At 69.7% G+C, this 14385-nt stretch carries 8 protein-coding genes; 3 read left to right on the top strand and 5 right to left on the bottom strand.

Features of this window, described 5'->3' with window-relative positions; translation table 11 throughout:
* The first annotated feature begins 165 nt into the window (after positions 1–165).
* Genes recC through recD form a run of 3 tightly spaced genes read left to right on the top strand, consistent with a single transcriptional unit; the run spans position 166 to position 9067 of the window.
* A complete protein-coding gene (gene recC, locus AC5P66_RS03705; RefSeq protein WP_099494984.1) occupies positions 166–3513 on the top strand; it encodes an exodeoxyribonuclease V subunit gamma in 3348 nt (1115 codons plus the stop codon).
* Positions 3510–7190, top strand: coding sequence for an exodeoxyribonuclease V subunit beta (recB, locus tag AC5P66_RS03700; RefSeq protein WP_099494983.1), 3681 nt, complete (start codon positions 3510–3512; stop codon positions 7188–7190). Before recC ends, recB begins: the two co-directional genes overlap by 4 nt.
* Complete coding sequence (gene recD / locus AC5P66_RS03695; RefSeq protein ID WP_099494982.1) at positions 7187–9067, top strand: exodeoxyribonuclease V subunit alpha; 1881 nt, start codon at positions 7187–7189, stop codon at positions 9065–9067. The genes recB and recD overlap by 4 nt, the downstream gene beginning before the upstream one ends.
* 226 nt (positions 9068–9293) lie before the next feature.
* On the opposite strand, the gene AC5P66_RS03690 is transcribed toward recD, so the two are convergent.
* From AC5P66_RS03690 to AC5P66_RS03670, 5 genes are all read right to left on the bottom strand, one after another.
* On the bottom strand, positions 9294–9692 hold the full coding sequence (locus AC5P66_RS03690; protein ID WP_111191794.1) for a hypothetical protein: 399 nt from the start codon (positions 9690–9692) through the stop codon (positions 9294–9296).
* 61 nt (positions 9693–9753) lie between these two features.
* The gene (locus AC5P66_RS03685) at positions 9754–11793 is read right to left on the bottom strand and encodes an FUSC family protein (protein WP_478483665.1); all 2040 of its coding nucleotides are present in this window, start codon (positions 11791–11793) and stop codon (positions 9754–9756) included.
* Between the two features lie 3 nt (positions 11794–11796).
* Positions 11797–13251 (bottom strand): efflux transporter outer membrane subunit, encoded by a 1455-nt coding sequence (locus AC5P66_RS03680; protein WP_111096981.1) that lies wholly within the window; start codon positions 13249–13251, stop codon positions 11797–11799.
* Positions 13248–14165 (bottom strand): efflux RND transporter periplasmic adaptor subunit, encoded by a 918-nt coding sequence (locus AC5P66_RS03675; protein WP_181452414.1) that lies wholly within the window; start codon positions 14163–14165, stop codon positions 13248–13250. The genes AC5P66_RS03680 and AC5P66_RS03675 overlap by 4 nt, the downstream gene beginning before the upstream one ends.
* The gene (locus tag AC5P66_RS03670; protein ID WP_025875651.1) at positions 14162–14371 is read right to left on the bottom strand and encodes a DUF1656 domain-containing protein; all 210 of its coding nucleotides are present in this window, start codon (positions 14369–14371) and stop codon (positions 14162–14164) included. Before AC5P66_RS03670 ends, AC5P66_RS03675 begins: the two co-directional genes overlap by 4 nt.
* Positions 14372–14385: the final 14 nt, after the last annotated feature.

Here is a 14385-nt window from a genome sequence, read left to right as displayed (position 1 = left end):
ATCGAAGGATCGGGCCCATCGGCTGAACATAAGCAGACTGGACGGTCCAGTATTGTGGCACGGCAAGACCCTTGCCAGGCCGGGACAATCGGCCGGCGGCGCGGAACAATCCGTACCGGCGATGGGCGGGCCATTGAATACTGCCTGCCGTGCTGCACACTGTGCATGATGAGTGACCCGGGCAGCGATTTCCGCCTCTACCATTCCAACTCCCTGGACGTGCTGGCTGCGCTGCTGGCGCGCAACGTGCGTGTGCCGGTTCCGGGCCAGCCGCTGCTCGCGCCGGAGGTGGTGCTGATCCCGCAGGTGGCGATGCGGCGTTGGCTGCAAGCGACACTCGCTGCCGAATATGGCGTGGCCGCCAACCTCGAGTTCCTGACCCCGGGCGAGTTCGTTGCCCGTGCACTCAATGCCAATGTGCCGGGCGAACACGACGACCTGGACGCGGCGGGCCTGCACTGGAAGCTGTACCAGGCACTGCGCGACCCGGCGCTGCTGGCGCAGCCACCGATGCGCGCGCTGCAGTCCTATCTTGCCGGCGGCGACGCCCTGAAGCCGTGGGCACTGGCCGGTGAACTGGCGTCGGTGTTCGAGAAGTACCAGGCCTGGCGCCGCGACTGGTTGCTGCGCTGGGAGGCCGGCGCCGACCCGGCCGACCCGCAGGCGATCCTGTGGCGCACCATCGCCCATGGCCGCGACTACCGCGCGCGCCGCATCCAGGCGTACCTGGATCGCTTCGAGGGCGCCGGCCAGCCGCTGCCGCAGGGCCTGCCGCCGCGCATGTCCGCGTTCGCAACGCTCAACATCTCGCCCGATGTGCTGCGGGTGATGGCCACCCAGGCGCGGGTGGGCGAGCTGCACTTCTATATGCCCACCCCGGTGCAGTCGTACTGGGGTGACCTGCAGACGCTGGCCGAGCGCCTGCGCAGCGGCGCGCCCGATCCCTTCGGTGAAGCGGCCGGTGAGAACCGCCTGCTGGAAGCCTGGGGTGCGGCCGGCCGCGACTTCATGGCGGTGCTGGGCAGCTACGAGGTGGTGCACCCGGCCGGCGAGATTGCCGCGTATTCGGATCCGGAAGAAGACACCCGGCCGACCCTGGACGAAGGCGGCCTGTCCGACAGCCTGCTGCATCGCCTGCAGCGCGATCTGTTCCACCGTCGCGCACTGCCCTCGGGCGAGCTGCGTGATGGGCTGCGCAGCGACGACCCCAGCCTGCAGGTGCATGCCTGCCACACCCGGCTGCGCGAGCTGCAGGTGCTGCACGACCAGCTCAGAAGCCTGTTGCAGGACCCGCGCTTCGACCCACCGCTGCAGGCGCGCGAGATCGCGGTGCTTGCACCGGACATCGATCCCTATGTGCCGTACCTGGAAGCGGTGTTCGGCGGCCGCGGCGGCGAGGAGGAGCACATTCCCTACGCGCTGGCCGACAGCAGCCCGCTCGCGGGGGAGCCGCTGGCCGATGTGTTCGTGCACCTGCTGGGCCTGCCGGTGTCGCGCTTTGGCCTGAATGAAGTGCTGGACCTGCTGGCCAGCGCGCCGCTGGCCGAAGCGGCCGGGCTGGAGGCAGTGGACTTCGATCGCCTGCATGGCTGGCTGCAGCAGGCCGGCGCACGTTGGGGCCTGGATGCGAAGCACCGCAACCAGCACCAGGCGCCGGCCGACGACGCCTACACCTGGCAGTTCGCACTGGACCGCCTGGTGCTCGGTCACGCCACCGGCAGCGAGGCGGACCTGGCCGGCGTGGCTCCGTGGATCGAGCTGGAGGGCGGCGCGCTGGAAGCACTGGACCGGCTGCTGCGGCTGCTGCGCGTGCTGGCGGTCTACCAGCGTCGCCTCGGCGAGCTGCTGACCCCGGCGCAGTGGCGGCAACGGCTGCTGTCGCTGCTGGACGCGCTGCTGCCGACCGCGCCCAGCTCGCCCAACAGCCAGCGTGCCCTCGAGCGCCTGCGCAAGCTGCTGAATCAGTTCGCCGACGATGCCGCCAAGGCCGGGTTCGAAGACGGCGTGCCGCCTGAGGTGGTGCGTTCGCACTTCGCCGGCGTACTGGGCGAGGCCGATACGCGCGCGCCGCTGCTGACCGGTGGCATCAGTTTCGGCCGCATGGTGCCGATGCGCCTGCTGCCGTTCCGGGTGATCTGCGTGCTCGGTCTCAATGATGGCGATTTCCCGCGTCGCGACCCAGCTGCCGGTCTCAACCAGCTCACCGCCGAGCTGGACACGCCACGCCGCCGCCCGGGCGATCGCTCCACCCGCGAAGACGACCGCTTCCTGTTCCTGCAGCTGTTCGCCGCCGCGCAGGAGGTGTTCTACCTCAGCTACCTCGGCGCCGATCCACGCGATGGCAGCGTGCGTGAGCCGTCGGTGCTGGTCAGCGAACTGATCGATGCCGCCGCCGCGTATCACCTCGATCCGCCTGCGGCGGCCCGCAGCTTTACCGTGCGCCATGCACTGCAGCCGTTCTCACCTGCGGCGTTCGGAGATGGTGATCCACGCCGCTTCAGCTATCGGCGGCAATGGCATCCCGCTGCCGGCAGCCTCACCGGCCAGCGTGGGGGCCTGCAGCCGTGGTTCGATGCCCCTCTGCCGCCGCCGCCCGACGATGCGGTGGAAGACGAGCTCGCGCTCGACACCCTGCGCCGCTTCCTGTGCGACCCGGCCGGGCAGTTCCTCGCACAGTCGATGGGCCTGCGCCTGGCCGACGATGCCGGGGAAGTTGATGACCTGGAACCGTTGGTGCTGTCATCGCGCGGCCCGGAAAAGCGCAGCGTACATGCGGCGGTGGTGCGCGCCACGCTCAGCGGCGATACCGAGCCGCTGTACCCGCGGCTGCGCGCGCGTGGCCTGCTGCCGTCCGGTCCATTGGGCCAGCGCCAGTTCGAGGTGGAGCAGTTGAAGACCCGCCCGTATGCCAGTGCGTTGCTGGACTGGATGCAGGGCGAGCCGCTTGAAAGCCGTCGCTACGAAGTGGAGATCGACGGCGTGCGCCTGCACGGCCGCGTGGCCGATCGGCATCCCGAAGGCCTGGTGCGGCTGCGCGCCGGCACGCTCAATGGCAATGCAGTGATCCGCCAGGGCCTGGACTGGCTGCTGGCCAACGCCGCCGGCGACGCACTGCCCCTTGTGCAGTTCCACGATGGCGGCGACGCCGGTCCCGGCCCGCATGTACTGCCGGCACTGAGCGTGCCTGCTGCACGCGCGGCGCTGCGCGCGCTGCTGCAGTTGCGCCAGCGCGGCCTGCGTGAGCCGCTGCGCTTTGCCCCGTATACCGGCTGGGTGCTGTACAACGCGCCGGCAGAGAAACAGCGCAGCGAGGGCTGGAAGCAGTGGCACGGCAGCGACCGCAGCTGGGGTGAATCCAGCAGCGACGCCTGGCAGCTGCTGCTGCGCGGGGCCGACCCGTTCGCTACCGATGCCGGCTACGCTGACCTGCTGCGCAACAGCCAGCTGGTCTTCAGCGCGGTGCGCGAAGGCCGCGCTCTCGGCACCGAAGCACGCCAGGAGGGCAACGCATGAACACCGCCATCGCCGAAGACGGCCTCGAATCCTTCAGCCGCGATCCCTATCTGGCCCTGCCGCTGGAGGGCATCCGCCTGATCGAAGCCAGCGCCGGTACCGGCAAGACCTTCACCCTGGCCACGCTGTTTACCCGCCTGGTGGTGGAGCAGGGCCTGCGCATCGGACAGATCCTGGCGGTGACCTTCACCGATGCGGCTACCCAGGAACTGCGCAAGCGCATCCGCGAGCGCCTGGCGCTGGCCGCACGCCTGGTCGATCTGGAACCGGTCGAAGGCGAAGCGCCGGACGTGCGGCTGACCCGCGAGGTGCTGCAGCGCCATCTGCAGGGCGGCACCGAGAGCGCCGCCGCACTGAAACGCCGCCTGCAGGTGGCCGCCGACGAGATCGACCTGGCATCCATCTTCACCATCCACGGCTTCTGCACCCGCGTGCTGCGCGAGCACGCGCTGGAAAGCGGCCACACCTTTGATCCGCCGGAACTGCTGGCCAGCGATCGTGAACTGCTGGAGGAGCTCGCGGCCGATCTGTGGCGCGTGCATGCCAATGACCCGGCCACGCTGGAACCGCTGACCTGGCTGTGGTCCACCCCCGACGCACTGGCCGCCGATCTGCGCGCTCTGCTGGCCGCGCCACCGCTGCACCCGTTGCCACAGGCGGTGGCGCTGGCCGATCCACACCCGGCATTGCAGGCCACTGCCTCCGAACTGCAGCAGGCGCTGCGCGAGCATGGCGAGCAGTTCTTCATCGACCTCTGCGATGCGGTCGACAACAAATGGATCAACGGCGTGTCCTACAAGCTGGGCTGGCTGCACCCGCTGGGCCGGCAACTGCTGGGCTGGGCCGAGCGCGCAGACCCGCGCGAGCTGCTGACCAGCGAGCGCCTGCCGGCACTGCTGCCGGAGGCGATGGCGGCCAAGACCAACAAGAAATTCGCCGAGCGCACGCCATCGTCGCCATTGCAGGCGCCGTTGGCCCGCTATGTCGCGCTTCTGGCCGAACGCGATGCCTGGCTGCGTGCCACCGCGTTGAACTTCCTGCACGTGCTTCGTGCCGAAGCCAGACAGCGCCTGCAGGCACTGAAGCGCACCCGTCGGGTGCAGACCTACGACGATCTGATCGATGGCGTGGCACTGGCCCTGGAAGGCCCGCAGCGGCTGGCACTGGTCAAGCAGCTGCGCGCGCAGTACCGCATCGCGCTGGTCGATGAGTTCCAGGATACCGACGACCGTCAGTGGGGCATTTTCCACACCGTGTTCGGCGACTCACCGGAGGTGCGCGAGCTCGGCCTGGCACCGGCGCTGTTCCTGATCGGCGATCCCAAGCAGGCGATCTACGGTTTCCGCGGCGGTGACATCCACACTTACCTGAAGGCCAAGCGGGCGGCGCAACAGGCGCCGGTGCTTGACCAGAACTTCCGCTCGCGACCGGCCGTGCTGCGCGCGCTGCAGGCGCTGTACGACAACGGTGGCGAAGACGCCTTCCTCGAGCGTGACATCCAGTTCGAGCCGGTGCGGCCCGGTGGCGTGCGCAGCGATGCGGACTACCAGCGCGACGGCCATGCCGCCCCGGCACTCACCCTGCACGTGCTGCGCAGTGGCGGTGACAAGGCGATGAGTGCCGATGCCTCGCGTGAGGCAGCGACCCGCGCCTGTGTGGCGGCGATCCACCAGATCCTGGTCGAGGCGCGCGCCGGCAACGCGGTGCTGCGCGGGCGCCCGGTACAGCCGGGTGACATCGCGGTGCTGGTGCGTTCGCATCGCGAGGCCACGCTGGTGCAACGCGCGCTGGCTGCGGTCGGCATTCCTGCCGTGGCAGCGGGCAAGCAGAGCCTGTTCGCCACCAGCGAAGCGCGTGATCTCCGTGCACTGCTGTTGGCGCTGCTGCAGCCGGCCGACGAAGGCCGCCTGCGGGCCGCGCTGGCAACGGTCCTGCTCGGCCAGCGTGCCAGTGCGATTGCGGCGATGGAACGCGAGGGCGACCTGCAACGCGGGTTCCAGGCGCAGCTGCTGCATTGGCGCGAGCGCTGGCAGCGCGGCGGCCCGTTCGCGGTGATCGCCGACGTCTGCGCCGCACAGGGCGAACGCCTGCTGGCGCTGATCGATGGCGAGCGCCGCCTGACCAATTACCTGCAGCTGGGCGAACTGCTGCAGGAAGCCTCGGCGCAAGCGCTGGGCATGCACGGCCTGCTGGACTGGCTGCAGGGCCAGATGACCAGCGCCGACCAGGATGACGAGCAGCAGCTGCTGCGCCTGGAATCGGATGCGCGCCGCGTGCAGATCATCACCCTGCACAAGAGCAAGGGCCTGGAGTACCCGCTGGTGTTCCTGCCCTTCGTCGGCGTCGACGGCGGTGCGCCGAACACCGCCTCGCACTGCACGGTCCATGTGGGAGGCCAGCGCCAGCTGCACTGGAAGCTGGGCAAGGACGAGGCCTGGGAAGCGGCCACTGCGCAGCGCGAACGCGAGCAGCGTGCCGAGGATGCGCGCCTGCTGTACGTCGGCCTGACCCGTGCCGAGCACGCGCTGTGGATCGCCGCGGGTGATCTGGCCGGCCTCGGCAGGACGCGGCTGGCACCGCTGCTGGGTGACCTGCAGGCGCTGCGCGCGCATGCCGATGTGTGCATCGATGACAGTGAGGTACCGGCTGCGCTGCCGCAGCTGGCAGCCGAAGTGGAAGGAGATCTTCCGGCGGTGCGTGCACTGACCCGGCGCGTTCCGCACGACTGGTGGGTGTACAGCTTCACCCAGCTGGCGCATGCCGATGCTGGCGCGGGCAGTGACATTGAAGCCGCCGCCACCGCGCTGCCGGCGCCGGCAGCCGACGAACCCACCGGCCCGGAGCTGCCGCTGGAACCGGCACTGCCGGAACCCGCCGCGGCGGCCGAGGACAGCGCGCCGCTCGACCCGCGTTTCATGGGCAGCCGCTTCGGCAACGTGCTGCACGAGGCAATGGAGAACGTCGACTTCGCCGCATGGGCTGACTGGCAACCAGGCCGGGAAGCTCCCGAGGGCCAGGCCGAGGTGCTGCGCAAGGCGCTGCACGATGAGGGCTATGCCGACATCGATCTGGACGATGGCGTAGCGGTGCTGGTGCCGCTGGTGGGCCACACGCTGACCGTACCGCTGCCCGAAGGCGGTGCGCTGTACAGCCTCGGTGAAGGCGAGCGCCGCGCCGAAATTGACTTCCATTTCGCCATCGAACCAACCACGGTGCCGGCCCTGCTGCAGGTGCTGCATGCGCACGGCGTTTCCAGTGGTCGCCGAGGCTTCGGCCAGCGCCGCCGCCTGGAAGGGCTGATGACCGGCATGATCGACCTGACCTACGTGCGTGATGGTCGGTGGTACGTGCTCGACTACAAGTCCAACCGCCTGCCCGGCTACAGCCCGGACCTTCTGGCCATTGCCATGCGCCACAGCGAATACGATCTGCAGGCGCTGATCTACACCTTGGCCCTGCATCGCTGGCTGCGCTTCCGCCTGGGCGCGGCCTACGACTACGAGCGCGACATGGGCGGCATCCGCTACCTGTTCTGCCGCGGCCTGGATGGCGCGGGCAATGGCGTGCACGTGGATCGTTTCCCGTACGCGCTGGTGGATGCACTCGACGCGCTGTTCGCCGGCGGCGAGCAGGCCCAGGCCCAGCTCGCCGCGCGTGCCCGTGGAGCCAGCGCATGAGCCTGCTGAAGGAGCTGCACCAGAAGGGCCTGCTGCGCACCCTCGACCATGCATTGGCGACCAGCCTGCAGCGGCTGCGCGACGACACGCCCGACAGTGTGGCACTGGCGGCGGCGCTGGCTTCGCTGGCGGTGTCGCAGGGCCACGCCGCGTTCGATCCGGCTCAACCGCAGCGGTTGCTGGAAGGCGTGCCCGAGTGGCCTGCCGCTCAGGACTGGCTGGCACAGTTGCGTGCATCGCCGTGGGTAGCGACGCCGGACCAGGCCGACGCCATCGCCGAGAATGCGCCGCTGGTGCTGGAAAACGGCCTGCTTTACCTGCGCCGCTACCGGGAGTACGAGCGTCAGCTGGCGGTCGGCCTGCAACGCATCGGCCGGCATCCCATGCCCGCGCCGGACATGGCAGCGTTGGCGCCGTTGTTCGTGCAGCTGTTCCCGCAGGCATTGCGCAGCGAGGATCACCAGGCACGCGCGGCCGGGGTGACCCTGCGTCATCCACTGGCGCTGGTCACCGGCGGCCCCGGCACCGGCAAGACCACGACCATCGCACGCCTGTTGCTGCTTCTGGCCGCGCAGGCCCGGCACGCCGGCCAGCCGCTGCCCGAGGTGGCGCTGGCCGCGCCCACCGGTCGCGCCGCCGAGCGGATGGCAGAGAGCCTGCGGCAGGCCGTGCAGCGCCTGCAGGAGCACGGCGTGGACCCGGCGCTGTGCGCGGCATTGCCCAGTACCGGCACCACCCTGCATCGCCTGCTCGGCGTGATCCCGGATTCGCCGCGCTTCCGCCACCACGCCGACAATCCGCTGCCGGTGGATGTGGTGGTGGTCGACGAAGCGTCGATGATCGATCTGCCGATGATGGCCAAGCTGGTTGACGCGATCGCCAGCGGCACGCGGCTGATCCTGCTCGGTGATCCCGACCAGCTGCCGTCGGTGGAAGCGGGCGACGTGCTCAGTGCGATCCTGCGTGCCAGCGGCGATGGCATCGGCACCCGCGCCGACGACGCGCTGGCGCTGCACGGCCTGCTGGCCCCGGCCACCTTGCAGCCGCAGGCCGCACCACGCGCTTTCGCCGGCCGTCGCGTGCAGCTGCAGCGCGGCTACCGGCAGAGTGATGCGCTGGACCTGGCACCGCTGGCGCATGCCGTGCGCGAAGGCGACAGCGGCACCGCGTTGCAGCTGCTGCGCAGTGCTGAACTGGCCGGCGTGCATTTCCACGAAGGCGAAGCCGATCCACTGCGCGGCCAACGCGAGCACCTGCTGGGCCATTGGCGTGCACTGGCCGAGGCCGCGGATCCGGTAAGTGCCCTGCAGCAGGCCGGTCGCCTGCGCGTGCTGACCGCGCTGCGCGAAGGCCCGCAAGGTGCGCGCGGGCTCAACAGCCGCATCGAACAGCTGCTGGCTGGCAACACCCCGGGCTACTTCCAGGGCCGCCTGCTGCTGGTCACCGAGAACAGCTACCGGCACCGCCTGTTCAACGGTGATATCGGCATCTGCCTGCGCGATGGCAGTGGCGCGATGGTGGCCTGGTTCCCCGGCGACAGCGTCGACCAGCCGCGCGCCTTCCACCCGGCGGCACTACCCGCGCACGAAAGCGCCTTTGCGATGACCGTGCACAAGGCACAGGGTTCGGAGTTCGATGAAGTGTGGTTGCAGCTGCCGCGCCAGGACAGCCGTGTGCTGTCGCGCGAACTGGTCTACACCGGCCTGACCCGCGCCCGCCAGGTGCTGCATGTGGCCGGCAGCGCCGACGTGCTGCAGGCGGCGTTGAAGCGCCACGCCAGCCGGTTGGGTGGTCTGGCTTGGCGCTTGGGTGCGGAAGAGGTGGCCGAAGCACCGGCACGCATCGAACAGCCCACGGTGCAGGGCACGTTGTTCTGAATCGGGGCCGGATCCCGTTCCCATCGGGAACGGGCTCTGACCCCTTCACCTGATCGCCAGGCAGAAGCAGTCGAGCATGGCTCGACTCTACAAAAGCGTACTTCGATCATTCCGACGTTCATCCACGCATGGCGTGGACCCACCCCGCCAACCCACGGATAGCACGCATTTGGCGTTGCTGTTGACGTTGATTCGGCAGGTGCAGGGCGCAGCCCTGCCGCCCCAGTCATTCAGCGATCAATACCAGCCCATCCGGGAACACGATCGCCGCTTCATCCGCACTCACGTCGAAGAAGCCCACGCCGTGCTTCTCGGCCAGATCCTGCACGCGACCGTGCGCGCGCTCGGCCACCGAATAGGCGAACGCGCCGTAGATCACCTCGCGGCCGATGCTGTACTCGGTCACCTCGGCACGATCGTCATCGTCGTTGCTCAGTGGTCCGTTCAACGGCGGGAACTCCTGCGCCATCTCCGCAAACCACGCCTGCAGCGCCGGGCTGCTGACCGCCGGGTCGTCGTACTCGTGGCGCTCGTTCCACTGCGTCTGCTTTTCGAACCAGGCGATGAAGGCCGCCGCCTCGCGTGGCGCGGCGCTGGCCTCGAACACCATCATGTCGTAACTCATTGAACCATCCTGCTGCCGTGGCAAAAGGCTGCCGGGCATCGCCCGGCGCCACCGATCATTATCAGGCTGATGCAGCGTCGGTGTCCGCCCACCCCGGCGCCAGCGCCTTCGCCTCCGGGAACAGCGCGAAGCGCAGGCCGATCAGGCCCATCAACGCCTCGTCGCGGGCCTTGCAGGCGGCCACGCTGCCGACCCGTCCCAGCGAGGTATCCAGCCGCTCGCGCAGCGCGTCGGCCGCCACCATCGGCTTGCGCGCCGCGATCTGCCGCCGGTAGTGCCCAGCGATCTCCTCCAGGATGTGCTCGACGGCTTCGCGGCTGCGCTCGGGCAGTTCCAGCCGTGCACGGCGCAGCTGCAGGATGTTCAGGCCGATGCGCGCCTCGTTGAGCATGTCCACCGAGGCGATGTCGCTGCCCTCCGGCGTCGCCGCCAGGCGCGGTGCGAGCAGGCCCAGCAGGTCGAGCATGCGTGCGGCGAAGCGCTGCCGGTCCTGCTGGCCACGTCCTTCGGCGGCTTCGGCCAGCGTGGTCCAGCCCTGCCGCACCAGCCGGCGTGCGGTCCACTCGGCACCTACCGAACGGAACAGGCGGGTCATCACCACTGCAAAGCCAATGCCGATGAACATCGCGATCGACGAGTTGAGGAAGACCTGGATGTTGGCGCTGTAGGTGTTCTGCAGGCTCAGCAACGCAGCCAGGTTGACTGTCAGCGGCAGCGCGAACAGCGCACTCTTGGGATGATGCAGCAGCAGTCCCAGCGGCAGGAAGGCCACCGCCAACACCAGCGCCAGCAGGCCGAAGTCGTGCACGGCTGGAAACACGCCGAACAGGTACACGCCCGCCACTACCGAGGCGACCATCGCCCACACCAGGAACTGCACCATGCTGGGGGCCGGATCGTCCTGTGCGGCGAAGAACGCGGCGGTCACCGCGGCCATCATCGCGCCATTGCCACCGCCCTCCCAACCGAGTGCGATCCACAGCACGCAGTAGCTCATCAGTGCCACGCCGGCACTGAGCGCGGAGAACAGCGCCATGCCGTAGTCGACGTGCCTGTCGGCGGCCACGCGCTCGGTGCGGATGCGGTAGTGCGCGCGGTCCAGCGGCGCGGTGCCGTGGTCGATCGCGTGCTGCAGGGTGCGGCAGTCCTGCCACAGGTCGACCAGCTCCTCCAGGCGCAGCAGCAGGCTGGCCAGCTGCAGGTGCTGCAGGTCGCGGTCCACCTGCGGCTTCAGCGCGCTGATGCGCGCGCGCAGGCGGGCGTATTCGCTGGCGTTGGTCGGGCCGTCCAGCCAATCGCGGATGTCGTCGACCAGCGCCGGCAGCCCTTCGGGCAGGGCCTGGCCGCCGCTGCGCAGCGCGCTCAACCGATCGGCAATCGAGGACAGCACCGGCAACAGCAGCAGCATGCGCTCACGCAGGCGCTCCATCGACACCGCAGACCCGGCGTGGCGCGGGTCGTCTCGGCGCAGGAACTCGATCAGTGCCTCGAACTGCACCAGGTCGGCGGCCAGCCGGTTGCGCGGCGCATGCGCGCGGCCACGTTCAAGGATCTGCCGGCACCACTGCGCGGCGTCCTCCATCCAGTTGCCGATGCGCGCGCGCAGCATCGGCCGCACCGAAGCCGGGAACAGCAGCGAAGCAAACAGCACCGCCACCACGGTGCCGAGGATGATCTCCTCGCTGCGCGCCACCACGGTGTCGAAGATGGTCTCCGGCGAGGTCACTGCCGGGAAGCCGATGAAGGCGGTGGTGTAGCCGGCCAGCAGGAACGCGTAACCGCGCGGGCCGCGGTTGAGCAGGGCCATGAACAGGCACCCGGCCAGCCAGATCGACATCGCCGCGCTCAGTACCAGCGGCGTTTCCACCAGCGCCGGCAGCACCAGCAGCGTGGCCAGCCCGGCCACCAGGGTGCCGACGATGCGGTACACGCCCTTGGCGCGGGTCGGGCCCAGCAGGGGCTGGCTGACGATGTACACCGTGCCCATGGCCCAGTACGGGCGCGACAGGTTGCCAGCCATGGCGATGTACAGCGCGGCCACCGCGGCCAGGTAGGTCTTGATCGAGAACAGCCACGCCTGGCGATCGGTCAGCGCGTTCATGGCTTACTTCGCCGATGCCTGTGCGCTGGCGGCCGTTGCCTGCCAGCCGCCACCCAGCACCAGGAACAGATGGATCTGGTCGCGCGAGACCTGCGCTTCGGCGGCGGCCAGGGTGGCATCGCTGGTGGCCAGGCTGCGGTCGGCATCCAGGCTGGACAGGTACGGCGTGCGGCCGCCCTGGTACAAGCGGCGGTTCTGCTCGGCGGCCAATGCGGCCTGTTCCTGCGCGGTGCGCAGCGACTGCAGGCGGCGCAGGTCCTGGGCGTAGCGGTCCAGCGCGGTCTGGGTCTCGCGCAGCGCCTGCAGCACGGTGTGGTCGAACTCGGCCAGGGCCGCGTCGGCACCGGCTTCGGCGGCGTGGATGCGCGCGTGGGTACCGGACGACGGCAGCGTCCACGAGATCAGCGGGCCGATCGACCACTGCTGGGTCATCGGCGTGCCGAAGTCTTCCAGCAGGCCAGCCGCACCCACCGAGGCACCGAGGCGGATGTCCGGATACAGCTCGGCGGTGGCCACGCCAATCCGCGCGGTGGCCGAGGCCAGCTTGCGCTCGGCCTGGCGCACGTCCGGGCGGCGCTGCAGCAGTGCCCGGCCGTCACCGACCGGCAGCGGCTGCGCCAGGCTGGGCGCGTGCGCACAGTCGATCACGCCGGCTGGTAGCTGGCCCGGGGTTTTCCCAAGCAGCGCGGCCAGCGAATAGGCGGCCGCCGAACGCTGCGCGCGCAGCGGCGGCAGCGCGGCTTCCAGCAGTGCCACCTGCGCATTGGCGCGGGCCAGTTCCGGCGGCGTGCCGCGGCCGGCCGCGATCAGGCGCTCGGTGACGCTGCGGCTGCGCTGCTGCAGTTGCAGCGAATGCTCGGCCACGTGCAGTTCGTGGTTGGCGTGGCAGATTTCCAGGTAGCTGTCGGCGACCTGCGCGACCACGCTGACCTGGGCCAGGTCGCGCGCCGCAGCAACGGACTGCTCGTCGGCACGCGCCGCCTCGGCGCCGCGCTTGAGCTTGCCGAACAGGTCGAACTGGTAGCTGACCGCGAACTTGCCATCGGCCAGGTTGATCACCGGCAGTTCGTGCTCCTGCAGGAACGATTCGGCCGACAGCTGCGCGCGGCTGACCCCGGCCTCGGCTTCGTACTCGAAGCCACCGGCGTCCAGCGCCTGTTCGTATACCGCCGCCGCACGGCGCAGGTGCGCATCGGCGGCCTTCAGTTCCACGTTGTCACGCAGTGCCTGGGTGATCAGCCCGTCCAGCACCGGGTCGTTGTACAGCGACCACCAGCGGTCGGGCAGCGCCTGGTTGGCGGCAATCTGCGGGTTCTGCGTATCGATGAAGGCCGCATTGGCCTCCGGGCGCTTGAAGGTCGAGCCTTCCGGCAGTGCATAGTCGGGGCCAACGGTCCTGCACGCGGCCAGGCTGGCCAGTGCGACGATCAGGCCGAGACGGGGCAGGGCGGCGTTCACAGGCCCGCCTGTGTCGGCACGGTGCCGGCCTTGTCGTCGTGCTTGGTGCTGGTGGTCTGCACGGTCACCGTGGCGGTACGGCCGGCAATCAGCTCAACGCCCTTGGGCACTTCGTCGATGGCGATGCGCACCGGAATGCGCTGGGCCAGGCGCACCCAGTCGAAGGCCGGGGTCACGTTCGGCAGCAGGGTGCTGCCGTTGCTGCGGTAGCGGTCTTCGATGCCGGCGGCGATGCTCTCGACATGGCCGTGCAGCGGGGCCGACTCGCCCATCAGGCGGATGTCCACGCGCTGCCCCGGCGCCACGCCGCGCAGGCGGGTCTCCTCGAAGTAGCCATCGATGCGGAACGAGCCGGTATCCAGCAGCGCCAGCACCGGCTTGCCGCCCACCACGTAGTCGCCCACGCGCATCGTGCGGTCGTTGACCCGGCCGTCGGCCGGCGCGCGCACCTCGGTGCGGCCCAGGTTGAGCTCGGCCAGGTCCACTGCGGCCTGTGCGGTGGCCAGCGCCGCCTGTGCGGCCTGCAGCTTGGCGCGGCGCACTTCGGCGTCCTCGGCGGCGACCAGGTCCTGCAGGCTGCGGTCGCGGCCGATCTCGCGGCGCAGCTGTGCCACCGAGGCCTGGCGCTCGGCCAGGCTGGCCTTGGCCTGCTCCAGCGCGATGCGGTAGCGGGCGCGATCGACCACGAACAGCAGGTCGCCCTTCTTTACTGCCTGGTTGTCGGCCACGTTCACCGTTTCCACCAGGCCCGAAACATCCGGCGCCACCTGCACCACGTCGGCGCCGACATGGGCGTCGCGGGTCCACGGCTCATCCATGTAATAGACCCACAGCTGGCGCAGCACCAGCAGGGCGACGATCACGGCTGCGCTGGTGAGCAGCACCGGCAGGGTCTTCTTCACGATCTTGTTCACGATTGCATCCAACGCAGGAGGTGGAACAGCAGGCCCAGCACGATCCCGTACAGCGCCAGGTTGAACAGCGCCGGGTGCCAGACATGGCGATAGGCACCGGCACGCTGCAGCAGCGCGTGCAGGCCGCTGTTGACCAGGTAGGCCAACACCATCAACCCGAGCAGGGTCGGGACGAACACTCCATGGAGACTGAATTCACCGGGCATCGGTAGGGGCGGGG

It is taken from the genome of Stenotrophomonas sp. YJH_SMC_122, from assembly GCF_059369535.1.
This window is presented reverse-complemented; position numbering and strand designations above follow the sequence as displayed.